Here is a 24,868-nt window from a genome sequence, read left to right on the forward strand (position 1 = left end):
CGCTTAATCATACTTTGCTGGCATATCTGGCGCTACCATTGATTTCTTGATAAACTGGCGAATATCCTCATTGGAGGTCTCCAAATCCTCAGCTCTTAGGTACATCATATGCCCACTTCTATAGCCTTTCCACGAAAGTCTGTCTGCCAATCTACCTGATGGATCCATTTGCCAATGGTTGTATTTTGCATTGAAATAATCGGTACCTCCGTCATAATAACCTGACTGAGTCATGACATGCAAGTAAGGGTTTTGACGCATCGCATCTGCTAAATCATATCCCGTATTTTCATTAGAGCGATTCCAAGGGTGAACAGGGCCGAAAAGATTGTAGGTCAAATCTGTTTTGTAATTGAGATTCTCTCTCACATAAATCTGGAAAGATGGAGCAAAAGCATGATTCCAGGATGACAAAGCTGGATCGAAATCAGGTCTAGAACCTGTTCCTGAATTGTCAAAGCCCTTATATCTACTATCTAATCTGCCTATTGTCATGCCTTTGTCTCTAAGCAATTCCTTCCAGAAAAAATTGGTAGGAATCAAAAGATTGTGTTCGAGTACTACATCCTTTTTCAAACCAGAGTACAATGCATACTTGGTAGCAATCGCATCTCGCTCGGAGGCTGTCAACATTCCTCCTTTCACTACAGCTGGTATTAATTCTTTGATGGTAAAGGCTTCCACTTCCGGGAGGAAATCTTCCAAATCCTGGCTCTGAAGAGATGCATCCAAGGCTTTATGATACCAAGCGGTCGCTGCATAATAAGGAAGGTAGTTAGAAGTATGAATTGGTGCTCCTCGCTCGATTCCTAACTCTGTAGGAGAAACCATAATAACACCATTGAAATACATCCAATGTGAATTTTGCAGCTGTGCTACAAGACCTGCCACACGGGTAGTGCCATAGCTTTCTCCGATCAAATACTTTGGCGAAGCCCAGCGATTCTGACGGGTTACAAATGTGTTTACCCAATCAGCCAAATAGCGGATGTCAGAGTTTATCCCAAAGAAAGTAGAGCGATCTACTTCTTCATCTACAATTCTGGAATACCCCGTATTTACAGGATCTACATACACGATATCAGCTACATCAAGAATAGAATGTGGATTTGACTTGGTGCCGTATGGCTGAAGTGGATAGCCCTCATCATCAATATTCAGGACAACTGGGCCAGTGTAAGCAATATGCATCCAGATAGAAGCCGATCCTGGGCCGCCATTGAAAGAAATAACAAGCGGTCGAGTAGTCTTATCCGATACGTCTGTACGCTCATAAAAGGTATAGAACAAAGATGCAATAGGCTTGCCTTTCTCATTCCAAACAGGTTGGGTTCCAGCTGTTGCTTTGTAAGGAACCTTCTTCCCTTTAATTGTAGTCTCATGGGTAGTAACTACTGCTGACTCAATTTCTATATGCCGCTCCTGCTGCGCAAAAACAACAGAAAGCAAGGCCATAAAAATTAATGTTAAACTAAATCTTCTCATAAAGTATGGGGTATAAATATTCGATTTTGAAACTACAAATTGTAAAGGCATTCCTGAAAAAAATTACATAAATGGGCATATTTAATTAAGCCTTACTAGCCGAAACAAGTCTGGCAATTACTACGGCTGGATACAAAATCCCTATGGTAGAAAGGAATACTGAAAGCATTTTTGACATCACCTGAATTGGGTATATATCTCCAAAACCTACGGTAGTCAGGGATACTAAACTGAAATAAATATATAGGGCGAAATCCTTGTCGATTCCTTCTAAAACTACATCTCCACCAATGCCAGAACCAGTCGTCAGATAGATTATCTCAAAAACAAAAGCTCCTAAAATAGCAACCAATAAATAGACATTAATAGCTCCAATAACTCTATAAATATTTACTTCATCATTTCGAAATAATAACCTGATATTCAGAAATATAAAAACCAACATATTCATAATACCCACGATTCTCTCAGCCAAGTAAAACTCAAAGTCGTAATTTGAAAAACGAAGTATTCTTAAGCCTAATTGAGTCAAAAATAGAATGGTGGTCATTCCTACCAAAAGCTTAAATCTAGATGACCAGATACCGGTAAAAAATAAAAACAGAAAGACTGTATTTACAAACAATTCATGTACATGCCCATATTCTATAAGAATTGGCAGCACAAATACTGTGAAAAGTAGGATAAGGAGTAGCACCCCAAAACTCGCATCTGTCAACCAATACTCAGTAAAGGAATTGATAGCGTATTTTACTTGCCTCCTCTTTTTATTTACAAAATGATTCATTTAAAATTCAATTTCTCCAGACAAAACTTTAATAGCTTGCCCTCTGATAATAACTCTATCTTCTCTTTTTTCTAAATGTAGCACCCCTCCTCTTTTACTGGCCTGATAAGCTTTCAAAGTACTTTTGCCACTTCTCTGATTCCAGTAATCCATTAATGCACAATGAGCAAATCCAGTGACGGGATCTTCATCAATCCCTACATTAGGTCCAAAGAAACGGCTATAAATATCGAAGGATCCCTTTCCATAAGCAGTGATAATTATTCCTTCTTCACTATGCTGTTTCACAATTGAAAAATCAGGAGAACAAGATGCTATTGCATCAGCATCTTCAAGCTCAAAAATCCAATTCTTTTTCAATTTAGCAGCTTGCGAGATTTTTGCCCCAAAGAAATTATCTACAAAAAAAGGATGCTTTGCCACTGTAGTAGGGATCAAAGGAAAATCCATCTCAAGCCACTCTCCATCGCTTTTCACTTTAAGTTCACCACTGAGGGTCTGAAATCTAATCGTTTCACCAGCTTTTGCCCAACCGGATTTCAACATCCAATAAGCAGATGCCAAAGTAGCATGCCCGCAAAGATCAATTTCGAGAACTGGGGTAAACCAGCGCAAAACAAAAGAATCTGATTCAGAGGTCCGCTGGACAAAAGCAGTTTCACTCAGATTCATCTCCATAGCAATAGTCTGCATCTGATCAGCACTGAGTTCATGATCCAATAAGCAAACAGCCGCCGGATTTCCCGAAAAGACCTTATTTGTAAAAGCGTCTACTGTGGTGATAGCTAATTTCATGATTAATATCGCTCTATTAAGATATTTAAATGATGGATAAAATGTCCAGGAATGATCCAAAACAATGCCCTTGGAGTGATCGGATTACCATTGGCAGTTCCAACAAGATCTAAGGTATCTTCATGTAAGGTCCGAATTAGGGAAACTAAAGCCATCCTTTGACTTACAAAATCATCAAGCAGGTTTTCAATTGGAACGTGACCAAATCGTGCATTAAGCACATAAGGATCCTGATCAAAACCCGGCAATGAGGATTTCTCCCCTCTAGCAAAACAAAGCGCCCGGAAAGTCATTATTCTTTCAGTGTCAATAATGTGTCCAAGTACCTCTTTAGGTGTCCACTTACCTTCAGCATAAGGTTTTTCTGACCAAGCAGTGCCCTTCTCATGAAATAGTTTCAGAAGAGAATTGGATTGATTTAAAACCTGCTCTTCATAGTTATTTCCTGTGACAAGATTCAGGTAGGTTGAAAAAAAAGGCGAATAATCACCTTTTTTAGGTTGATCCATGGTTTTCATGTAAAAATGCTTTGGGAGGAATATATATGCAATAAATTTAAGTCATTAGTATAAACCACCTCAACATCATGCATAAAAAATTACTCATTGCCGTTCTGGCCCTTTGCAGTCAAGCAGCAATTTCTCAAACTACCATAATCCGAAATCCGGAAATTGCTCAAATGATCTCTGAGATTTCTTCGGATTCTCTCGAGCATCATGTACGATCATTGGCCTCTTTCAATTCCCGTCACACTTTAAGTACGGATGAAAAAGATGGTATGCCTGCAGCCCAGCGCTACGTACTTTCAAAATTCAACCATTTTGCAAAACAGTCCGGTGGCAGAATGACAGCAGAAATCGAAAAATTCACCATTCCAGCTGATAATCGTAGAATAACCGCTGATTCTCCTGGAGCAAACGTAATAGCTACTCTGAAAGGGACTGACCCAGCAGACACCCGCATATTTATCCTTTCTGCACACATGGATTCCCGCAACAAAGACGTGATGGATGCAGTAGGAGCTGCTCCTGGCGCAAATGACGATGGAAGTGGAACTGCAGCGGTAATTGAATTAGCTAGAATTATGGCTTCTCACGAGTTTTCTGCAACTATCATGTTTGTGGCTTTTACCGGTGAAGAGCAAGGCTTGAAAGGTGCTACCTACTTGGCAGATAAAGCAAAGTCCGAAGAGTGGAATCTGGCGGCTGTGCTAAACAACGACATAGTAGGTAATAGCAGCTCATCTGAAACGCTTATCAAAGACAACCTAAAAATGAGAGTTTTTTCAGAAACTATTCCTGCCGCAGAAACAGAACAAGAAGGAAATATCCGTCGCTATACGAATGCCGATAACGATAGTAAATCCCGTCAGCTAGCTCGCTACATCAAGGAGCAAGGAGAACGCTACGTTGACCAATTCGAGGTAAAATTGATTTACCGTGCTGATAGATTCTTACGTGGCGGAGATCAAACTCCTTTTGCAAGGAATGCTTTCACAGCCGTGCGAATGTCTGAAATGAATGAAAACTTTATCCATCAGCATGAAAATGTCCGAGTGGAAGATGGAATTCATTATGGCGATTTGCCTGAATACATGGATTTTGAATACCTGCGAAAAGTGTCAGCGGTTAACCTAGCCTCTTTGGCCTCTTTGGCCAATTCTCCTGACCAACCCCAAGAAGTGAAAATAGATGTTCGTGGCCTAAGTAATAAATCCACATTACTGTGGGAAGCACCAGAAATAGGCAAAGCAAAAGGTTATTATGTGTTAATGAGAGAAACTTCATCTCCGATGTGGGAGCAAAAATTCTGGACTACAGATACTTCTTTGACCTTGCCATATTCCAAGGACAACTACTTCTTTGCTGTACAATCTGTCTCTGAATCAGGTGCTGAAAGCCTACCTGTCTTCCCTACTCCACTTTCCAGATAAGGTAAATTCTTAATTAAATTAATTCCAAATTCAGCTAAAAACGTAGCAATGGGAACCTCATTGGTTATATTTAGTTTACTATATGAAACACTATAACTATGAAAGCTAAAGAAATCGTAACGCTACAGCGTTCATTGCTTGTCGATACAGAGAAACTGCTCAACAAACAGGTAGAAATGGAAGGTACTTCCTCTGCCTACTACTTATCCATGGCATCTTGGTGTCATATGATGGGTTATGAAAATTCGGCGAAATACCTCTATACTCATGCAGACGAAGAGAGGATGCATATGATGAAGATATTTCAGTACATCAATGAAGCTGGTGGACACGCCATTCAGCCTGAGATTACAGGGATTAGGCATAATTTCAATTCACTAAGAGAAATCTTTGAATTGATCCTTGAGCATGAAATCAACGTGACCAGATCTATCAACAATATTGTGGATCATGCATTTTCTAAAAAGGATTTTGCAACGTTTAGCTTTATGCAATGGTATGTGACCGAGCAAAGAGAAGAAGAGACAATGTCAAGAAGAGCTCTAGAACTTTTCGATATAATTGGTGAAGAAGGAGTTGGATTGTGGACTATTGATCAAGAACTTGGTAAGCTACATGCAGCAGCCCATCCTACAGCTTAAATTTTAAAGCGACTTTCGAGTCGCTTTTTTTTTGACTATATTCTCCCATATATCCAATAAAACTCAATATATTCATATCATCCTCTGACTATCAGCAGGTTGCCCTTGCTACTTTTGTATAGGTAGATTTTTTCTTATTCTACTTTCCTATATCTTAATGAAGATTTAACATCTTCGATCCCTTAACACCCCTAGTTGCTATGAGTTTTAACAAGAGTCAAGCGGCATTTTTCCAAGCTATCAAGCTTTCTTTACCTAGTTACAATTCTCTGGTTGACGAGATAGCTGAGATTTTAGAGATCAGTATAGATAGTGCTTATAGAAGGATTAGAGGTGAGAAATTACTTGATTTTACCGAGCTGGAAACACTTTGTGGTAGATTCAATATCTCTCTTGATACCTTCTTCAACCTGCAATCCAATAGTATTCTATTTCAGGGTAATCAAAATGATTATCAAGAGAATAGCTTTATGAGATGGATGGAAGATGTTTATGCACAGTTGAATCTGGTCAATAGCTTTTCTAAAAAACACATCTATTGGCTGGTTAAAGACATGCCTCCTTTTCATCATTACTATCACAAGGAATTAGCTGCATTCAAATTCTTTTTCTGGAGAAAATCGATCTTGTTCAATGAGAGCCTGAAAGACACTAAGTTTTCTATTGACGACAATTCCTATGATCAGTTTGCAGAAATCACCCAGAAAATCCTTAAAGCGTATCATAAAATCCCTACAACTGAAATCTGGAATATAGAAGGAATAAATATTACCCTCCGCCAAATTGAATTATATCATGAAATGGGAATTATGACTTCTACGAAAGACACAATTTTTCTGTATAACTGCATGATGGAGGTGATTGACAACTTGGAGAAAATGGCAGAAAAGGGTAAAAAGATTATCCCAGCCCATCCTGAAATGGAAGGAGCAGATTACAATTTTTTTGTAAATGAATTTATTATTGGCGACAACACTTTTTTTGCAACAATGGACGAGCAAAAGGTCACCTATTTAAATCACAGTGTCATTTACTTCCATGGAACATCCGACCCTGCTTTTAATAATGCTATGTTCAAAAATCTGGATAATCTGATCAAAAAATCAACCCAGATCAGTGTTGTTTGTGAAAAAGAGAGGAAACAATTCTTTAATAAATTGCGAAAAAAAGTGATAGAACGTATCAACGCAGTACCTCTCGAAGAAGAGTAAATCCTATTACTCAGCCAAATCTTTCGAATAAAGGAAAGAAACCACTACTTTTAAAGCTGAAGTAAGCCAATTATGAACAATTCAATAAAATACAGTTTAGCCAGCCTTGTCTTGGTTAGCACTTCATTTTTCTCCTGTCAGGAAAAAACTTCTGAACAAGTCATAGATGAAAACAAGATGGTTATTGCAAGCAATCCTGAACCTACTAAAAAAATAGAAGGCATGGCTTGGATTCCGGGTGGTGAATTCGTCATGGGAACCAATGAAGTTGATGCCTATTCTGCTGAGAAACCTGCCGTAAACTTAAAAGTAAAAGGATTTTGGATGGACACGCATGAGGTCACCAATGCTGAATTCAAGGAATTCGTAGACGCAACGGGATATGTAACCCTAGCTGAGAAAAAACCAGAATGGGAAGATCTCAAAAAGCAATTACCTCCAGGTACACCTAAACCTGACGATGCACTTTTGGTAGCTGGATCTATGGTTTTCAGCCCACCACCCTACGCTGTCCCTACTCAGGATATTTCCTTGTGGTGGGTGTGGGTTGAAGGTGCTAGCTGGAAAAACCCTGAAGGTCCTGAATCAACTTTGGAAGGACGAGAAAATCACCCTGTAGTCCATATTGCTTTTGAAGATGCTAAAGCTTATGCAGATTGGGTAGGCAAAAGACTTCCTACAGAAAATGAATGGGAATTTGCTGCACGTGGTGGCGCTGCAGGAAAACGCTTTGCTTGGGGAGATGAATTGACTCCAAACGGCCAATACCTAGCGAACACTTTTCAGGGTAATTTCCCAAATGACAACCAAAATCTAGACGGATTTGAGGGAACTTCTCCGGTTAAATCATTTGCACCAAACACATTTGGACTATACGATATGATTGGAAATGTTTGGGAATTGACCGATGATTGGTATGATGCATTGAAATACGCCAGACTTGCTGGACAAGCCCCTAAACTAGATGCCAACATGAATCCTTGCTACAACCCTGATAACCCTTATGCAATGGAGCGTGTAATTAAAGGAGGCTCATATTTGTGCGCTGATAACTATTGCGTGAACTATCGTCCTTCTGCCCGTCAAGGACAGGCTTTTGATAGCGGAACTTCCAATGTAGGATTTAGATTGGTAAAGGACGCAGACGAGAAAGCGCTAAGCATGAAGTAATATAAAATAGATACCAAAAAAGGAGGTTTCTGAATCAGAAACCTCCTTTTTTGATTTTATAGCGGGATAACTCAAAGATACCCTTTTGTAATTCTTTGAATGTACTTTCCTAAGATATCAAATTCCAGATTGACTAGATCACCAGGTTGTAACTGATGAAAATTGGTGTGGTCAAAAGTGTAAGGAATAATAGCTACAGAAAATCTACCAGGCCCCGAATTGAAGCAGGTCAAACTTGTACCATTGATTGTGATTGATCCTTTTTCCACAGTGACATTTCCCAGGCTATGGTCAAACTCCAAATCAAATACCCACGAGCCATTCTGATCAGTAATATTTTTAACATTTCCCACTTGATCCACATGACCTTGCACAATATGTCCATCAAAACGACCATTTGCAGGCATGCACCGCTCCAAATTAACCTTCTTCCCTATTTTCCATTGCGATAGATTTGTCTTCTGAATTGTCTCATCGATCGCTGTTACGCGATAGGATTCCGGAGTAGTTTGCACTACAGTTAGGCAAACACCATCATGGGCCAATGACTGATCTATTTTCAATTCAGAAGCCAGAGAGGATTCCAAATCAAAGTGAACATTGGTGCCATCCTGAGTTATATTATGTATTGTGCCAAAAGCTTCAATAATTCCTGTAAACATAGCGGTAAATTTAACTTTCAAAGTTTCAATGACTAAGCAACAAATGCCCTATTCAAGTTCAAATTAAGCCAAATATTCTTTTATCTTCGACCGCAGAACCATAAAACAACCATGCCCCTACTCAAACTCGAAGACACGTATTTACATAAAGGAAAACGTAGAGCTCTAGTGACTTTGCTACGGGAAAAAGGAATCAAAAACGAGCGTGTCCTCCAGGCTATCAACACATTACCCAGACATTTTTTCTTTGATTCTGCGCTGATTTCACATGCTTACGAAGACAAAGCCTTTCCAATAGGAGAAGGACAAACTATTTCACAGCCCTATACTGTAGCCTTCCAGACCGAACTGTTGGAAATCAAAGAAGGAGACCGAATTTTAGAAATCGGAACCGGTTCTGGATACCAAGGAAGCATCTTACATTTACTTGGGGCAGAAGTATTTACGATAGAATACCAGAAGAAATTATTCGAAGGCACCAAGCGATTCCTCACTAGACTGGGAATAGAAATGCATCTATTCTATGGAGACGGAACGGGTGGTTTGCCTGCCTATGCACCTTATGATAAAATAATTGTAACCGCTGGTGCTCCTGTGGTCCCGGAAGCTTTGATTCAACAATTGAAAATTGGTGGAATCTTGGTCATCCCAGTTGGCGATAAGCGTAAGCAAGCAATGCTGAAAATTACCAAGAAGTCCAGTACCCAAGTTGAGCAAGAAGAATTCGAAGGTTTTGCTTTTGTACCACTTTTGGGAAAAGACGGTTGGGGATGAGGAAATTTCACTTTTGAAATTTTCAATTTGAAATTTCCGGCACACAACACTTCCTCGAAATAATATTCCGATAAAATCAATTCAATGATTTTCTAGCAAAATTTTATTTCTATTTTTGTTAAAATTTAGATTTATGAGCACCAAGAAATTTGCAAGAGAGTCCGCAGTGATCATGACCGAAATGGTCCTTCCAAATGATACCAATACATTGAACAACCTCATGGGTGGTAAACTTATGCATTGGATGGATGTGGTAGCTGCCATTGCTGCTCAAAAGCATTCGAATAGCATCGTAGTGACTGCCTCAGCAGATAATATTTCATTCCAGCAACCAATAGCTCTGGGTAATGTAGTGACGCTAAAAGCTCAGGTAACACGTGCCTTCAACTCTTCCATGGAAGTTTTCATAGAAGTGACCGCAGAAGATATTCCTGCCAATAAAAAGGTGATGACACACCGCGCATTTTTCACATTTGTCGCTGTAAATGAGAATAATAAACCTTCAAGAATTCCTGAGTTAGTTCCAGAAACTCCTGAAGAAATCGAAAACTTTGAAGGTGCTTTGAGAAGAAGACAATTGAGACTAGTATTGGCAAAAAGAATGAAGCCAGAAGATGCCGTGGAATTGAAATCCATTTTCAATTTGGATTGATTAGAATTCAACGGGATAAAAATAACTAGGGGTGATAGAGATATTACCCCTCTTTTTTTGTGTTAAGGCGAATTTTGAGCAATTTCCGACATGGAAAATATGAGTATTCAGGAGCTCCAGCATATCATTACCGAAGATCTTTTTTTCTTCGAAAAAGATCCTAAAGCCGATTTAGCAAAACAGGATTCAATTCACTCTGCAGAAGTAGAAAAACCAAAGACTCTTCCGAAAACAGTACATCTACCGGGTGCAACACCACCCAAAGAAGAACTTAAACCTGAACCCTTGCTGGTTCGTGGCAAATTCGAAAAAGGTATTCTTGTCCTACATGAAGAGGCGCGGTTAAAACCGGAAGTGATGGAAATGTTGGTAAACATGATCAACGCTGTGGGACATTCCATGAATGAAGTTGGGATGCTTTCTTCCGCAGAACTAGAAGGTAGAACCCTAGCTGAGCTTTATGACCTAAATGCACACATCGTTCTTAAGTTCGGGCGTTTAAAACACCCCATCAATGCCTTACCCGCTTCGGATTATCAAGTTCATACAGAAAAGGAAACGGAATACCTTTTCGCAGATGCGCTCACAACAATTTCCGAAGACAAAGCACTCAAAGGAAAGCTTTGGAACACTCTTAAAGTACTATTTAACATTTCTAAAAAATAATGAGCCTCACACCGCAACAACATACCTGGGCAAAGCGCTTTCGTTGGATTTCACTTATTGAAGGTACATCAACGCTAGTTTTATTTTTCATTGCTATGCCTCTCAAATACATGTGGGACTATCCGCTAGCTGTCACTTATGTAGGATCTATTCATGGAGCTCTTTTCATTATTTACATCTGCACGGTTTTTCCGACGGCTCATAAGTTAAAATGGAATTTCAGTAGAACATTCTTTGCTATTATCGCTTCAATTTTGCCATTTGGACCATTTATTTTTGATAGGAACCTAAAAAGCAGTCAACACGTGGAATTGTAAACAATGGCATTAATCAGCAAAAAGAAGCGCATATACCCTATCAGCCCTGGACTACGACGCTACCTGATTAAGTATTCCCGTGAAGTGGATATTCCAATCCACTATTATGAATTGCTACGTTATTCCAGTTCTATTGCACTTTACGATTCAAAGGAACAAGACACTCTTTGGGAAACGGTTTTCTACGATCAATCCGATCGTGAGGAAATTCACCTGAACGTCAAAAAGATCTATGCCCTCCTGAAAGCAGGTGGAGATATGTCTGTCATGGAGCATCTATATGTGGACAGAATTGATCTGTGTGTTTATGGGAATACCCAGCCTTTCCGTGTGAGAATTGTAAACAGAATCAACGATAACTTTGATTACTTCTATGTCAAAAATGCTGATGCGTCACGCGTGTATGGGCTGGAATTTGAGCATTTACTTTCACCAAATAGGATTTCTTACCTCGTTCATCAAAACACATTGATAGAGGAACATATCGCTGGAATTCCTGGAGATAAGTTCATGCGTGCTCACATGACGGATCCGCATTTGAATCCCATTCGATTAGCCAAGGAATTTGTCAAATTCAACGAGCGTTGCTTCGTGAGATTACTTGGAGATATGCACTCCTCTAATTTTGTGATAGACGTTACTCCTGATTTCGAAGAGACTCATTATAGAATCCGGGCAATAGATTTTGATCAGCAATCGTATGAGGGGAAAAAGTCCATTTACCTGCCCCAATATTTTAAGGAAAACAATGTGCTGATTCAATTGGGGATGAAATACATCACTCCGGAATCCATGGTGCAATACCAGAAAGAAGAGCGAGCATTAATTGCTACTCGACTCAAATCTTCCCGGCAAGGCATCTTAGATATATTGCGTTCTATGGAACATGACACGATTTCATTACCGGAGAATATAGCATCCCTGAAAATCGATTTAGCCAAACATTATGGAAATGATAAGTTCCTGGAATGCAAGAACATGGGGCAAATCATGAAAACTAGTCTTGAGGAACTTATTAAGAAATAATTGTTCTTATTTTATCAATTTTCGTAAGTAACCTCCGTAGCCACTTTTCCCTAATTTATCTGCAGCCTGAAGTAGCTTTTCTTCCCCGATAAACCCAGCTCTATAGGCGATTTCTTCGATGCAGCCAATTTTCAATCCTTGTCGCTCTTCTATTACTTCTACGAATTGAGCTGCTTGCAAAAGTGACTGATGAGTTCCGGTATCTAGCCAAGCGGTTCCTCTATTTAGAATAGCAACTTGCAGCTCACCCATTTTCAAATACTCCGTATTGATATCCGTGATTTCGAGTTCACCACGGGGGCTTGGTTTGATTTTCTTGGCAATTTCCACCACTCTATTATCGTAAAAATAAAGCCCTGGTACAGCGAAATTTGATTTTGGATTTTCTGGCTTCTCTTCGATAGAAATTGCTTTCTGATCATCATCAAATTCCACAACTCCGTATCGCTCAGGATCATTGACATGATAGGCAAATACTACTCCACCCTTTGGATTGGTGTGTTCCTTCAGCGTATTGTGAAGACCAGATCCGTAAAATATATTATCGCCCAATATCAAAGCAACATCATCGTCCCCAATAAACTTCTCTCCAATAATAAAAGCCTGAGCCAAGCCATCAGGGCTAGGCTGAACAGCATATTCAAACCTGCAACCAACTTGTGATCCATCACCTAATAATCGCTGAAATGCATCAGTATCTTCCGGTGTAGTAATGATTAGTACCTCAGTAATTCCTGCCATCATGAGCACCGAAAGCGGATAATAAATCATCGGCTTGTCATAGACTGGCATCAGCTGCTTACTTACCGATATGGTCAAAGGATAAAGACGAGTTCCAGACCCACCGGCCAAAATAATTCCCTTCATATAGTTAGTTGAATAAGTTTTGAGTTTCAATTCCCTTTTATTCCAAAAATGGATCCAAATCTATCTACTGCCAATACGATAAATGAGGAATTTTAGAAATAGTCAAGACAATAATCAGAGATAAAAGACAGAAATTAACCTTAGATTAAGGCTTAAAGCTACTGAAAGCCCAATAATTAAAAAAATAAGATAACAAATCTAGAGAATGAAGGTACTTTTTGCGGCTTTGGGAACATGTGGAGATATCGAGCCATTTTTGGCTCAGGCTGAGATTTTTTCTGAGGCGGGTCAGGAAGTTACTTGCCTTTTCCCGGAGCAATTTAGAGAATCCGTGACCCAACTTGGGTATGATTTCATCGGCTTTGACAAAGGATTTCTGGAATTGCTGGAATCCCAAAGTGGCAAAAATATCATGGGAGGCGGAGGAAATGCTTGGAAGCAGCTCAAAAACTATTTCAAACTAGCCAAAAACTCTCTCAGTTTACAACATCTACTGATTGCCCAGCAGCGTGATGCGCTCAACAATCTTAATCCCGATAGAATCGTGTTTCACGCCAAATGCCTGTATTATATTATAGCAGCTATGGCCAATCCGACTCGATTTACTTTTCTCACTCCCATTCCATGCCTCACGCACACCTCTTCAGAATATCCTCACATTGGTTTTGGAAAGTGGAAACCCTTTAGTAAAATCTGGAATTTAAAATCGTATAGCCTCGTAAATGCATCTAGAAGGCTGGCAATGAAGAAATTTATCGGTAAGTATTATTCAGATTTTCCTTCAATTGAAATCAGCAGCAATACCATTAAAGACTTTGAACTTACTCAACTACAAACCATCTATACTGTGTCTCCAGCACTTTTTCCAAGACCAGAGAATTGGCCAGAGACCGCAAAAATCGTAGGCTACTTTTTCAGAAACCAAGTCAAGGCATTTCAGCCAGCCCGAGAGCTGGAAGACTGGCTACAGAAATATCCAAAAGCTATCTTGCTCACTTTTGGGTCAATGAGTAATACTAAGCCTAAAGAACACTCCAAAGCGATCATCAATCTTCTCCAAAAAAACAAAATCCCAACTATTGTAAACACATCTTGGGGTGGCCTCGAGCAAATCGAAAACAGTGAGGAATCCATTTTCTATGTCAATCAAATACCTTACGACTGGATACTTCCACAGCTTTATGGAATTATATATCATGGAGGCTCTGGCACTACGCACCAAGGAGCAGCACATGGCTGTGTGCAAATGATTGTTCCTCACATTATCGATCAATATTTTTGGAATAGAATTATAGAAAACCGTAGATTAGGACCACTAGGAATAAGTATTCATAACTTGGACATAAGGAAATTTGAGATAGCTTTGATTGACTTTTGGACAAATCCTGAATATGCGGCAAATGCAAAGAAGATCGCCGGAAGGATTAAACTTGAAACCAATAGGGATACCGTACTCAACTTTGTTTTGAATCCAACATCAAGCTAAATGAAAATCAAAACTATACTCTCTTTCTTCATCTCTACGCTTCTATTCGCGGGTTGCCAATCAGATAATGAGATTATTTTTGAAGCTCAGGTCACTGAAGCATACAGGCCAGTTTACCATTTCACACCGGAATCGGGCTGGATGAACGATCCCAATGGACTTGTGTATTTGGATGGGGAATACCACCTTTTTTACCAATATTATCCAGACAGCACAGTCTGGGGGCCTATGCATTGGGGACATGCTGTCTCTAAAGATATGGTGGATTGGGAGCCACTTCCGATAGCGCTCTATCCGGATAGTCTAGGCTATATTTTCTCAGGAAGTGCGGTAGTCGATACCGAAAACAGTTCTGGGTTAGGAACAACGGACAATCCTCCCCTAGTAGCCATTTTCACCTATCATGATGCTGAACTAGCCAATACAGATTCCGAGACATTTCAGAGTCAGGCAATCGCCTTTTCGCTGGATAAGGGTAGGACTTGGGAGAAATATGCAGAAAACCCAGTATTAGCTAACCCTGGAATTCGTGATTTTCGCGATCCAAAAGTCTCTCAGCTCACCAATCCAGATGGTTCTAAATCATGGATAATGACTCTGGCAGTTCTCGATCATATTAATTTTTACAGCTCACCGGATTTAAAAAATTGGTCCTTATTAAGTGAATTTGGACAAACGATTGGAGCACATGGTGGAGTTTGGGAATGTCCGGATTTACTTCCTTTCAAAACACCATCAGGAGAGGAGAAATGGGTATTGCTAGTTAGCATAAACCCAGGTGGCCCACAAAACGGCTCTGCAACTCAATACTTTATCGGGGATTTTGAAAATGGGCAGTTCATGCCAGATGACAATATGATTCGATGGATTGACTATGGCCCTGACAACTACGCTGGCGTCACTTGGAGTAACCTTCCTAATGAGCAAAACAGAACCCTCTTCATTGGATGGATGAGTAATTGGCTATATGCAAATGAAGTTCCTACGAAAGCTTGGAGATCTGCAATGACAGTTCCCAGAGAGTTGAGTTTATTTGATGTAGATGGGACTTTGCTATTGAAATCATCTCCTGCACAAGAGCTTGAACAATTACGATCTGCTGAGTTTGGGATCAAAGGAGAGAGTTCTTCTCTACCATCTGAGGCAGTAGAAATCACTGCTGCTATAGAATCTGATACTTTCTTGATGACATTCTCAAATGAAAATGGTGAAAGTCTAATTATCTCAAAGGAGAATGGATTGGTAAGTATAGACCGTAGAGATGCAGGAAATAGTGATTTTAATAATGATTTTAGTGCCATGCACTCCGCTCCTATGAGCTGGGAAGCAAAAGACATCCGAATTTTTATGGATGCTTCATCAATTGAATTATTCGTAAATGATGGAGAGTTAGTAATGACTTCCATTTTATTTCCGTCTAGTCCTTGGAACAAGCTAGAGATTTCCGACAATCTCAATGCCTTAAAAATATACAACTTGAAAAATTAAGATAGTGGGCCTATTGCCTTCACGAAGTATTTTAATAGGTATATCCGCTTTTCTACCAGTAAGGTGGCAAAAGCAATGTAAGATCTGTTAAACTTAAGATTTGGGGCCACTTCGGTCTTCGGTCTTCCAACCTGATAAGCAAAGAATCTAAGGTGACTGGCATCATTGCGGATAATCATAATTTTAATTTACCTTTATTCTTTATTTCAACACAAATGAAAAAACAGCTGTCATTCCTAGTAATTTCCCTGAGTTGGGTGATCTGGTTTATAGCTGTTTTCGCATTTCCTGTCTCAACTACCTCTACCCATACAGACTTCTCCCACGATTCTGTATCCAATCATATACAGCTTAGTGCTAATCCATTAAGCGCAGGTATTGACATACTTAAAATTCCCGAATTTAAAGTAGACTGGAGCTTAAACTACAAGTTAAATTCCGATTACAAATTTGAATTAATCAGTCCATACAAGGCTTATTTATCGCCTTCATTTTTCAAAAAGTCACTCCCACTTTTCGACGTCAAAGACACTTTTATACATTTTTTCTACACTTGGTAAAATAACATAGAATCCAGTTCAGCGATGCTGAATCGCATAAAATTCTATTCATTTTAACCAATTTCCTATGATCTCAATAGATCCAGTTACACTCGCTGTGACTTCATTTGCTATGGTGGCTACTGCTTCACCATTTGTATATTACAGTTATAAAATCAAAAAGTTAAACTCAGCTAATCTCGCCTCATTTGAGGAGTTTGCTAGCGCTAATAACTCCTTCCCTACACAGCATGAACGTTGGAGAAATCATTATCATCTCGGCTTAGATATTCAACATAAAAAGTTGATATATCACAGATTTGGAAGCTATCCTGAGCAAAGCATGGTGGACCTCAAAGAGGTAAACAAAGTAAGTATTCAAGAGAAAAGTCGCATGGTAAAGGTAGGTAAGGAGAAGCGTCATATTCTTGAATACCTTGCCTTGCAATTTCATTTTAAGGACTCAAATCATTCTCCGAAAACAATAGAAATGTATGATGGAGAGCTATTTACTGATGTTGCTGGAGAACGTGGAATTGCCGAAAAATGGCAAAAAATACTTGAAAAACAGCTAAAGGATTAATCCTTTTAATCCTTAAAAAATGGTGTCAAATGACTCTAAAATATCATAAATGATTCAATTGATTATGCAAGACCCGGTTAGCTAACTGGGTCTTTTTTATTAATCTGCTTTCCGTTTTATAACTCAAAAATCGATAATTTGTAAATCTTAAACATTCCAGTTTTTAATCCAATTATGTCAGATACCCCTATTCATAAAGAGTATTCCAACGGAGAAGTTACCATCACTTGGGAACCACATAAATGCATTCATTCCAAAAATTGTGTCAAAGGCCTCCCTTCTGTATTTGATTTTGAAAAAAGACCTTGGGTAAAAGCAGATGGAGCAAGTACGGAGGAAATTGTAAAGCAAATAGATAAATGCCCAAGTGGTGCACTTGGCTACTATTTCAAAGAAGAAAAAGAAACAAGCTCAGGAGATGTGATGTCTGAGCAATTGGTGGAAGTAATGCCCAACGGTCCTTTGATGGTCTATGGAAACCTGAAGGTGAAGCTCCCTAATGGACATATCAAAAACCAAAGTAAGGTCTCAGCTTTTTGCAGATGTGGTTCCAGTCAAAACAAACCTTTCTGTGATGGCACACATAAGAAAATTAATTTCCAAGGATAAAGGCAGTATAGATGCGTAAAGTACTTGTTCTTTTTGCCCACCCTAAATTCGAGCATTCCGAGGTAAATCAAGCGTTAATTCAAGCTATTTCAGGAATTGAAAACATTGAAATTCGAGATTTATACGAACTATATCCTGATTTCAATATTTCCATTCAAGCTGAGCAAGAAGCACTTTTTGAGGCTGAGGTAGTCATTTGGCATCATCCTATTTATTGGTATTCCTGTCCTCCGCTCATGAAGCAGTGGATAGATCTGGTGTTGGAGTTTGGCTGGGCGTATGGACCAGGAGGTATTTATCTCAAAGGAAAATACATCGCAAATGCCATCACTTCAGGTGGATCTCAGGAAGCGTATCAATACGATGGAAGAAATAAGTATAAAATTGAAGACTTTCTAAGGCCATTTGAGCAAACTGCAAGATTGTGTAACATGACTTATTTACCTCCTTTCCAAGTGGCTGGAACTCATAAAATCTCCGCCCTTGATCTCAAGGAAAAAGCAAATTCCTATCGGGAATTTCTCCTAGAACTTCGAGACGCAGCTGACCTCTCTTACCTTAAAAATCTCTAATATCTAAACTCATGAATGGATTTTTGGTAAATGCCATCCTATATATTATTGCTGCGATTATCTGTGTACCTGTTGCCAAAAAACTTGGAATGGGCTCGGTGCTTGGATATTTGATTGCAGGAATCCTGATCGGCCCCTACTTGCTTGGCTTTATTACCAATGAAGGCCAAGGCCAAGATATCATGCATGCCACAGAGTTTGGAGTGGTAATGATGCTATTTCTGATAGGTCTGGAATTAGAGCCCAAGAATCTTTGGAAAATGCGTCAGTTGATTCTAAAAGTCGGGTTGAGTCAAGTGCTGATCACGTCTGCTTTGGTATTTGGAATAGGAATTCTATTGCAAGTCCAATGGCAGATCTCCCTCGCGATTGGACTTTCAATGGCACTTTCATCCACCGCTATTGTGCTGCAATCTCTCAAAGAAAAAAATCAAATGAACGGTCCAATCGGGAAGCTTTCCTTTGGTGTGCTTTTGATGCAAGATATCGCTGTCATCCCAATTTTAGCAATCTTACCATTACTGATAGTCGGTGACCCTATTCCGGCATCCAATGCGTCCGAAATGCATGGATTGATTGATAGCTTACCCGGTTGGGCTCAAACTTTGTCTATTTTTGGTGCGATTGGAATAGTAGTTCTTCTTGGTCAATTCGGATTTGGCCCATTGCTAAATTATGTTGCTAAAAGTAGACTTCGCGAATTATTCACAGCATCCGCCTTATTGATCGTAGTAGGAATTTCCTTTTTGATGGAGCTTGTGGGACTAAGCCCTGCCTTGGGAGCATTTTTGGCGGGAGTTATCCTAGCCAATTCGCCATACCGACACGCGCTAGAATCCGACTTAGAGCCGTTCAAAGGATTGCTTTTAGGGCTATTTTTTATGGCTGTTGGATCTACGATCAATTTCAGTTTGATATTCAATAATGCTTCCACCGTCATTTCTTTGACCTTAGGAATAATTGTTCTGAAAACAATCATCTTGCTAATCATAGGAAAGTCAAAAAAACTTAGACCAGCTGATAATCTGAGTTTTGCAATTGGCCTTTCGCAAGTCGGAGAATTCTCATTTGTGACATATGCTTTCGCACTTCAGTTGGGGATATTCGATCAGTCCATTTCCGATACACTGATGGCTGTCACCGCATTGAGCATGACTATCACTCCTATTCTGATGGTTATTCTCGACAAAGTCATCCTTCCTACTTTAAATAGAAAAGATCAAGTGATTGAAAAAGAAATGGATCGCATCGACGAGCACAACAAGGTGATACTAGTAGGATTTGGTCATTTCGGGTCCACTCTGGGAAGATTTCTAAGGGCGAATGGTGTGGAGGCAACCATTCTGGATGCAGACCCTGACCGCGTAGAGTACCTTCGCAAAATGGGGTTCAAAGTATATTTTGGCGATGGCACCCGTGCAGATCTTTTGCTTTCAGCAGGAGTCATGGATGCATCAATATTGATTTCAGCACTTGACAACACGGAATATAGCATCAAACTGGTAGAACTTTGCAAAGAGGAATTTCCACATTTGGAAGTTATGATCAGAGCAAAAAACCGATATGATGCTTTTGAACTCATGGAAATGGGGGTGAAAAATATCTACCGTGAACACTTAGATACTTCTATCAAAATGGGAGAAGACGTATTGAAAAAGCTTGGTTTCCGTGCTCATACAGTTCATCGTTTGGCAAAACAATTCCGGGATTACGATGAAGGTGCTTTGAAGGTATTGGTGAACTTCAAAGACAACAGGGATGAGTATATCACCAAAAGTAGACAGCAAATAGAAATGCAGGAAAGTCTATTAAATGGTGAATTGATGAGAAAATTCTCAGTGAATGACCATACTTGGGATAGTGACTCTATCAAGGAAGCAGTAAACTCAGACGTAAAAACTTCAGAGTAAGAAGATCTTGTAGAGCGTATCCCATTCATTTTTATCCATCAATCCAACAAACATCTTGTATTCGTAGATGTTAAGAATAGAAATCATTTTCTAACCCGCCAACAGATTGAGTGTGAAAATTAACAAAGCTATAAATTGTTAAATCTATAGTTTGAAGTAGCGAATATTCAGTTTATCACGTTATTTCAAATACTGGGAACTTAGATACACGATTTCTGTTTTAAGTGACAGTGATTAGAATTCCATATAGCTATTAACTTTTCACTTCTACACATATCACTATGAACCAACACTTTACACTACTAAAAAAAGCCATCGAAGTATTTCACTCCTATGGTATCACTTTGACAGGTCAGCAAAAAAATGCGGACTTTGTACAGCAATTGAACATGGATCAAGTCTTTATTAATGGTCTGATTTTCGAATTGGAATATCAGCTTCAGGTGATTTTTCAGGATGAAAAACTAGGTACTGTACATACGCCGAAGGATTTGATAGCGTTACTTGTAAACATCCCCCAAGACAATTGATGGGTGTTTTGAAAACTAAACCAACTTAAAAGGGCTGACTTCCATAGGAATCAGCCCTTTTTTTGTTCTGAGTAATGAAACTGTAAACAACCTTACTTCTCTACTCTGGTATAAATAATTCCTAAGGAGCTTGCATAAAGTGGCATAATGGTATGGAGCTCTTTATTCTTATTTCTGAGTTGAAATTCTCTGGATAGATTTCCTTGATCCTGCAAGCTGAGCCCTTCTTTGTCCGAAAACATCGTTCCACCCATGTTAATGTAATGTTCTGTAAGAGAAACTGTTATTTTATTTTCAACAATTTGGTAGTTGCCATTATAGTATTCCAGAAAGCCTAACACACTCCCAGTCTCCATATCCTTGGCAAAAACCTCAGCATACACCTCACCATCTGACTTGAATTCAATGGAATAAATAATATCGTAGGACTGATCATCAGTCTTGTATTCAATGACTTTTTGCCAATGACTCTGGGTCAATACCTCGGGATTGACATCATCATTATCCTTGCAACTGATGATAAACAAAACAATAGCGAGTAGAGGAAGCAGGTTTGTTTTCATATACAAAGGTCGGTTTATTTGAAAAGTCCACTGATTAAATAAAGAAAATCAGGATATACGGGATATAACTATTACGTGACTTAGCTGCATAGCGCTACAAAAAATCTACTCTCAAATTTATACTGGCATTCTAACTAAGCAGAGTAACTTGCACCTACAAACCCGACAAACTCAAAATGGAAAAGAAAACTCTGTCTGGAACCATCCGAAAAAACATTCAAATCGACAGCGAAGTCACCATTGTACAAAAACACCATCAAAGATCTGGTGAACTCACCGAAGGCTTCGTCAAGCGAATTTTAACCTCCTCTCCAACACATCACCATGGGATCAAAGTAATGCTGGATACCGGAGAAGTGGGAAGAGTAGTAGACGTCTTTGTCGAAGACTAACTAGCCCGTTGGACGGTGTTTCTTTTTTAATCCATTCAAGAAATTCCTGAGAATTTGGTCTTTACAAGGTCTGTATTGGGATTGGCTAGGTTTTCTGAAAAAGGCACTCAACTCGTGTGGACTGATATGCATACCTACGGAAGAGAGAATTTCAAGCACATCGTCTTCCTTCAAATTCAGGGCTATTCGAAGTTTCCTAAAAATGATATTGTTATTTAAGGACTTTTCAGGCTTTGGGTCTTCACCATCTTTTTTCCCTCTCTTGTCAATAATAAATCCGTTCAAAAAAGCCGCCAGGTCTTTATCGATAATAGCTTGGAAATACTCCTCGTCATCATTTTTCAAAAAATTTGCAACCTCTTCCCGCTTTAGATCCAATCCTCCGGCTTTAAAAATGGCTACCATTTCAGGGTCTTTGTAATTGAAAATATACCGAATGGTCCGTAAAATATCTGAATTTGTCATGAATGCTCTATGCTGAGTTTAACTCAAAGGTAAGGATGAATTAGGAATTGCTGCCTGGAAATTAGCAATGAAATGTTATTCAAAAATTCAGTCAGATAAAATCTAGTATGACTTAAAAGCCACAAATTGGGATGTTTTCTGGTTCAAGTTTCATGATTAGACCCCACAATAATGAAGCCTTCTGACTTCTATTTCAGTTTCATACAGCAATCTGAAGACTGCAATAAAATAGGCACAAGTCTGATGACTTGCGCCAATCAATCAATACAGGTTTGTAGGATTGTCATGTGCCAAGCTGGATTGAATTAGATATCGAACGCCTGATCAACTCTGAGGAGCAGCTTCAGCAAAAGAAATCATCCAATTAATTCCAAATCGATCAGTAAGCATCCCGAAATAATCTCCCCAGAAAGTACTTGCCATAGGCATTGTCACCTTTCCATCGGCGGAAAGCTTCGTAAAAAAGGCATCAGCTTTCTCCTTTGAATCAGTGTTAATAGAAATAGAGAAATTATTACCCACAGTTAAAGGACCACCATGCCCTCCTGTATCAGATCCCATCAAAATACATTCTTTGCTTATAGGCAAACTGATATGCATGATTTGGTTTCTAAACTCATCTCCAATAGGATAAGTTGGGTCTGCAGGCATGTCAGAAAATCTTCCCACATGGGCAAATTCTCCTCCGAAAACAGAGCGATAAAAATTGAAGGCATTCTCACAGTTTCCTTCGAAGGTCAGATAAGTGTTTAAAGTAGTCATAGTGTTTAGGGTTATAATGGATAAAATTTTAATGCTGTTTGGCTGAAGGTTATCAGCACTGTTTTTGAATTAATTCGTCAATGTATATATCAATTTGAGATAATAAATTAGTATCAATTCGGTAATCTGCCTGCACTTCATCAGCCGCCGAAAAACAAACAGGAGATGTAAATTTGGCAAAGCTTATCTCGTTGTTTTTATTATCAACTATAGGATTTTGTAAGCCCTTCATTCTAACCCTGATTCTTTCGATCAAATATTCATCAGTAGGAAGTGGACCAATACTAGCATTGCTAAGAGCAAGGACAAGTTCCTGTAGAATACGTCGTTCAAATTCCATAGCTGTAGATTTTGCTGTAGAGGCCATTTAATTTAACAAAATCACCTGACTTGACCCGGCTTCTAAACCTCCTTTAGCTTCCATTTGCCTTTTCTAAAGAAATAAAGGGAAACTACAGAATGGAAACTATGGCTAAATGCGATGGAAATGAAAATCCCTAAATGAGCCAACCCGAAAGGAAAAGCCAACACATAAGCTAGCGGAATTTCTATAAACCAAAGTACACCTATGTTGATCCAAGCAGGTGTTTTGGTATCTCCTGCCCCATTGAAAGCCTGTGTCAGCACCATACCAACAGCGAAGAAAACGTAACCAAGCGCGACCACCCAAAGTCCCTGAGCAGCTACTGACTGCACTTCGGGAATAGAGGTGAAGAATCCAGCCAATTGCTGATTAAAAAGCAGATAAATGCCTGTGACTGATGCCATGAAAATCACCGTGTATCTGGTGGTTAACCAAACAGCTTTCTCAGCACGATCTGGTTGCTTGGCACCCAAGTTTTGACCCACCAACGTAGATGCAGCTCCAGATAAACCCCAAGCAGGTAACAGTGTAAAAATCAATATTCTAAACGCTATAGTAAATCCAGCTAAAGAAGCAGATCCAAACTCAGCGTTCATCCGTGTTAGCGCAATCCAAGACACGGAATCAATCAGAAATTGCCCCATTCCACCAATTGCTATTTCCATGATTCTCTTGATTATTTCCCAGGAGATCACAATGTTTTCCTTCAGGATTTTCAGCTTGTGCTTTCCATTGAATAGATGATACAACTGATAAACTACACCAACTCCCCTACCAAAAGTCGTCGCAATTGCTGCTCCTTCTAAGCCAAAACCTTCAATATTTCCAACTCCAAAAATCAGAATTGGATCCAAAATCATATTCAGGCCATTAGCAATCCAAAGTGATCGCATCGCATGATGTGCTTGGCCTGCCCCTCGAAATGCTCCATTCAGAAGAAATAAGAGCATAATGGCAGTATTTCCGGCAAAAATTATTCGGGTATAATTGACTCCGGTTTCTATCACTTTTGGCTCTGCTCCCATTAAGCCTAGAATATCCGGAGCGAAGATCCATCCCAGAATTCCAAGTACAATAGAAATAGCTCCACCAACAATTAGCAATTGAAAAGCTGCAGCTCCAGCCTCGAAGTATTCTTTTTCACCAAATCTTCTGGAAATTAAGGCAGTCGCTGCCATGCTTATGCCAAATCCCATGGCATAAACTAACACCACAACAGACTCAGTCAATCCAACCGTAGCAATGGCATGCTCGCCAAGTTTGGCAACAAAAAAGATATCCACTACTGCAAAAGCTGACTCCATCATCATCTCTAGGATCATGGGAATAGCAAGTACAAAAATTGCTGTTTTGAGGGAAAGACTGGTGAAATCCTGCTCTTTGCCACGCAGGGCATCTTTTATTAATTGCCAGGTCATTTGAAAATTGGAAAAATAATGAGGGGCGAAATAAAAGGAAATTTCCGCTGATCGAAAAACTCTAAGAGTTATTAAAGAATTATCAAACGCATATCAGACAGTTTTTGTCGCTTTTAGCCATGGCTTCCCTTTTTACAATCAACTGCTCTATCCCATAATTTGAGTATCTGCTTTTCTGCAAGCAGAGAGACCAAGGCACTA

At 39.4% G+C, this 24,868-nt stretch carries 30 protein-coding genes; 18 read left to right on the plus strand and 12 right to left on the minus strand.

Going from position 1 to position 24,868, the window contains the following annotated elements; all coding sequences use genetic code 11:
* Positions 1-3 precede the first annotated feature (3 nt).
* From QOL76_RS00715 to QOL76_RS00730, 4 genes are all read right to left on the minus strand, one after another.
* A complete protein-coding gene (locus QOL76_RS00715; RefSeq protein ID WP_283411099.1) occupies positions 4-1,485 on the minus strand; it encodes a S10 family peptidase in 1,482 nt (493 codons plus the stop codon).
* Positions 1,486-1,570: 85 nt separating this feature from the next.
* Positions 1,571-2,272, minus strand: a complete 702-nt coding sequence (locus QOL76_RS00720; protein WP_283411100.1) for a potassium channel family protein — start codon at positions 2,270-2,272, stop codon at positions 1,571-1,573.
* Positions 2,273-3,067, minus strand: a complete 795-nt coding sequence (locus QOL76_RS00725) for a PhzF family phenazine biosynthesis protein (RefSeq protein ID WP_283411101.1) — start codon at positions 3,065-3,067, stop codon at positions 2,273-2,275.
* A gap of 2 nt (positions 3,068-3,069) precedes the next feature.
* Positions 3,070-3,576 carry a DinB family protein gene (locus QOL76_RS00730; RefSeq protein ID WP_283411102.1) on the minus strand — a complete coding sequence of 169 codons (507 nt, stop codon included), beginning with the start codon at positions 3,574-3,576 and terminating at the stop codon, positions 3,070-3,072.
* Positions 3,577-3,653: 77 nt separating this feature from the next.
* On the opposite strand from QOL76_RS00730, the gene QOL76_RS00735 reads away from it, so the two are divergent.
* The 4 genes from QOL76_RS00735 (at position 3,654) to QOL76_RS00750 (ending at position 8,022) form a co-directional block, all read left to right on the plus strand.
* Entirely contained in the window at positions 3,654-5,000 is a 1,347-nt protein-coding gene (locus tag QOL76_RS00735) for a M20/M25/M40 family metallo-hydrolase (RefSeq protein ID WP_283411103.1), read from the plus strand.
* 98 nt (positions 5,001-5,098) lie between these two features.
* A complete protein-coding gene (locus QOL76_RS00740; protein WP_283411104.1) occupies positions 5,099-5,641 on the plus strand; it encodes a ferritin in 543 nt (180 codons plus the stop codon).
* A 200-nt stretch (positions 5,642-5,841) separates the two neighbouring features.
* Positions 5,842-6,852: a hypothetical protein gene (locus QOL76_RS00745; protein WP_283411105.1), complete on the plus strand. Its 1,011-nt coding sequence runs from the start codon at positions 5,842-5,844 to the stop codon at positions 6,850-6,852.
* 72 nt (positions 6,853-6,924) lie between these two features.
* The gene (locus tag QOL76_RS00750; protein WP_283411106.1) at positions 6,925-8,022 is read left to right on the plus strand and encodes a formylglycine-generating enzyme family protein; all 1,098 of its coding nucleotides are present in this window, start codon (positions 6,925-6,927) and stop codon (positions 8,020-8,022) included.
* Positions 8,023-8,093: 71 nt separating this feature from the next.
* On the opposite strand, the gene QOL76_RS00755 is transcribed toward QOL76_RS00750, so the two are convergent.
* On the minus strand, positions 8,094-8,684 hold the full coding sequence (locus QOL76_RS00755) for a riboflavin synthase (RefSeq protein WP_283411107.1): 591 nt from the start codon (positions 8,682-8,684) through the stop codon (positions 8,094-8,096).
* Between the two features lie 111 nt (positions 8,685-8,795).
* Here QOL76_RS00755 and QOL76_RS00760 point away from each other — a divergent pair, with 111 nt between their 5' ends.
* From QOL76_RS00760 to QOL76_RS00780, 5 genes are all read left to right on the plus strand, one after another.
* Positions 8,796-9,458 (plus strand): protein-L-isoaspartate(D-aspartate) O-methyltransferase, encoded by a 663-nt coding sequence (locus QOL76_RS00760; RefSeq protein ID WP_283411108.1) that lies wholly within the window; start codon positions 8,796-8,798, stop codon positions 9,456-9,458.
* Between the two features lie 133 nt (positions 9,459-9,591).
* Positions 9,592-10,110, plus strand: a complete 519-nt coding sequence (locus QOL76_RS00765) for an acyl-CoA thioesterase (protein ID WP_091696788.1) — start codon at positions 9,592-9,594, stop codon at positions 10,108-10,110.
* Positions 10,111-10,209: 99 nt separating this feature from the next.
* On the plus strand, positions 10,210-10,776 hold the full coding sequence (locus QOL76_RS00770; protein ID WP_283411109.1) for a hypothetical protein: 567 nt from the start codon (positions 10,210-10,212) through the stop codon (positions 10,774-10,776).
* Positions 10,776-11,093: a DUF3817 domain-containing protein gene (locus tag QOL76_RS00775; RefSeq protein WP_283411110.1), complete on the plus strand. Its 318-nt coding sequence runs from the start codon at positions 10,776-10,778 to the stop codon at positions 11,091-11,093. Before QOL76_RS00770 ends, QOL76_RS00775 begins: the two co-directional genes overlap by 1 nt.
* Positions 11,094-11,096: 3 nt before the next feature.
* Positions 11,097-12,119: a hypothetical protein gene (locus tag QOL76_RS00780; RefSeq protein WP_283411111.1), complete on the plus strand. Its 1,023-nt coding sequence runs from the start codon at positions 11,097-11,099 to the stop codon at positions 12,117-12,119.
* Positions 12,120-12,125: 6 nt separating this feature from the next.
* On the opposite strand, the gene rfbA is transcribed toward QOL76_RS00780, so the two are convergent.
* Positions 12,126-12,986, minus strand: a complete 861-nt coding sequence (gene rfbA / locus QOL76_RS00785) for a glucose-1-phosphate thymidylyltransferase RfbA (protein ID WP_283411112.1) — start codon at positions 12,984-12,986, stop codon at positions 12,126-12,128.
* Positions 12,987-13,191: 205 nt separating this feature from the next.
* Here rfbA and QOL76_RS00790 point away from each other — a divergent pair, with 205 nt between their 5' ends.
* Both QOL76_RS00790 and QOL76_RS00795 read left to right on the plus strand, forming a co-directional pair.
* Positions 13,192-14,472 carry a glycosyltransferase gene (locus QOL76_RS00790; protein WP_283411113.1) on the plus strand — a complete coding sequence of 427 codons (1,281 nt, stop codon included), beginning with the start codon at positions 13,192-13,194 and terminating at the stop codon, positions 14,470-14,472.
* Entirely contained in the window at positions 14,473-15,960 is a 1,488-nt protein-coding gene (locus QOL76_RS00795; RefSeq protein ID WP_283411114.1) for a glycoside hydrolase family 32 protein, read from the plus strand.
* Here the strand turns inward: QOL76_RS00795 and QOL76_RS00800 are convergent.
* Complete coding sequence (locus QOL76_RS00800; protein WP_283411115.1) at positions 15,957-16,139, minus strand: hypothetical protein; 183 nt, start codon at positions 16,137-16,139, stop codon at positions 15,957-15,959. The two genes, QOL76_RS00795 and QOL76_RS00800, sit on opposite strands and share 4 nt — an antisense overlap.
* Before the next feature lie 36 nt (positions 16,140-16,175).
* Here QOL76_RS00800 and QOL76_RS00805 point away from each other — a divergent pair, with 36 nt between their 5' ends.
* The 6 genes from QOL76_RS00805 to QOL76_RS00830 all read left to right on the plus strand — a co-directional run bounded on the left by QOL76_RS00805 (position 16,176) and on the right by QOL76_RS00830 (position 20,703).
* Positions 16,176-16,520, plus strand: coding sequence for a hypothetical protein (locus QOL76_RS00805; protein WP_283411116.1), 345 nt, complete (start codon positions 16,176-16,178; stop codon positions 16,518-16,520).
* Positions 16,521-16,587: 67 nt separating this feature from the next.
* The gene (locus tag QOL76_RS00810; RefSeq protein ID WP_283411117.1) at positions 16,588-17,082 is read left to right on the plus strand and encodes a hypothetical protein; all 495 of its coding nucleotides are present in this window, start codon (positions 16,588-16,590) and stop codon (positions 17,080-17,082) included.
* A 174-nt stretch (positions 17,083-17,256) separates the two neighbouring features.
* Positions 17,257-17,691, plus strand: a complete 435-nt coding sequence (locus QOL76_RS00815; protein WP_283411118.1) for a (4Fe-4S)-binding protein — start codon at positions 17,257-17,259, stop codon at positions 17,689-17,691.
* Positions 17,692-17,702: 11 nt separating this feature from the next.
* Complete coding sequence (gene kefF, locus QOL76_RS00820) at positions 17,703-18,263, plus strand: glutathione-regulated potassium-efflux system oxidoreductase KefF (protein WP_283411119.1); 561 nt, start codon at positions 17,703-17,705, stop codon at positions 18,261-18,263.
* An 11-nt stretch (positions 18,264-18,274) separates the two neighbouring features.
* On the plus strand, positions 18,275-20,173 hold the full coding sequence (locus QOL76_RS00825) for a monovalent cation:proton antiporter-2 (CPA2) family protein (protein WP_283411120.1): 1,899 nt from the start codon (positions 18,275-18,277) through the stop codon (positions 20,171-20,173).
* A 281-nt stretch (positions 20,174-20,454) separates the two neighbouring features.
* Complete coding sequence (locus QOL76_RS00830; protein WP_283411121.1) at positions 20,455-20,703, plus strand: acyl carrier protein; 249 nt, start codon at positions 20,455-20,457, stop codon at positions 20,701-20,703.
* Between the two features lie 92 nt (positions 20,704-20,795).
* On the opposite strand, the gene QOL76_RS00835 is transcribed toward QOL76_RS00830, so the two are convergent.
* On the minus strand, positions 20,796-21,266 hold the full coding sequence (locus QOL76_RS00835; RefSeq protein ID WP_283411122.1) for a hypothetical protein: 471 nt from the start codon (positions 21,264-21,266) through the stop codon (positions 20,796-20,798).
* A 176-nt stretch (positions 21,267-21,442) separates the two neighbouring features.
* Here QOL76_RS00835 and QOL76_RS00840 point away from each other — a divergent pair, with 176 nt between their 5' ends.
* Positions 21,443-21,658, plus strand: a complete 216-nt coding sequence (locus QOL76_RS00840; RefSeq protein ID WP_283411123.1) for a YwbE family protein — start codon at positions 21,443-21,445, stop codon at positions 21,656-21,658.
* Here the strand turns inward: QOL76_RS00840 and QOL76_RS00845 are convergent, their stop codons facing one another.
* From QOL76_RS00845 to QOL76_RS00860, 4 genes are all read right to left on the minus strand, one after another.
* Positions 21,659-22,123 carry a YehS family protein gene (locus QOL76_RS00845; RefSeq protein ID WP_283411124.1) on the minus strand — a complete coding sequence of 155 codons (465 nt, stop codon included), beginning with the start codon at positions 22,121-22,123 and terminating at the stop codon, positions 21,659-21,661. It abuts the gene before it with no gap.
* Between the two features lie 324 nt (positions 22,124-22,447).
* Positions 22,448-22,885 (minus strand): VOC family protein, encoded by a 438-nt coding sequence (locus QOL76_RS00850; RefSeq protein WP_283411125.1) that lies wholly within the window; start codon positions 22,883-22,885, stop codon positions 22,448-22,450.
* Positions 22,886-22,937: 52 nt separating this feature from the next.
* Positions 22,938-23,252: a hypothetical protein gene (locus tag QOL76_RS00855; protein WP_283411126.1), complete on the minus strand. Its 315-nt coding sequence runs from the start codon at positions 23,250-23,252 to the stop codon at positions 22,938-22,940.
* Positions 23,253-23,287: 35 nt separating this feature from the next.
* Positions 23,288-24,667 carry an MATE family efflux transporter gene (locus QOL76_RS00860; protein WP_283411127.1) on the minus strand — a complete coding sequence of 460 codons (1,380 nt, stop codon included), beginning with the start codon at positions 24,665-24,667 and terminating at the stop codon, positions 23,288-23,290.
* Between the last annotated feature and the right edge of the window lie 201 nt (positions 24,668-24,868).

This window comes from Algoriphagus winogradskyi (assembly GCF_900182815.1).
Lineage (GTDB): Bacteria > Bacteroidota > Bacteroidia > Cytophagales > Cyclobacteriaceae > Algoriphagus > Algoriphagus winogradskyi.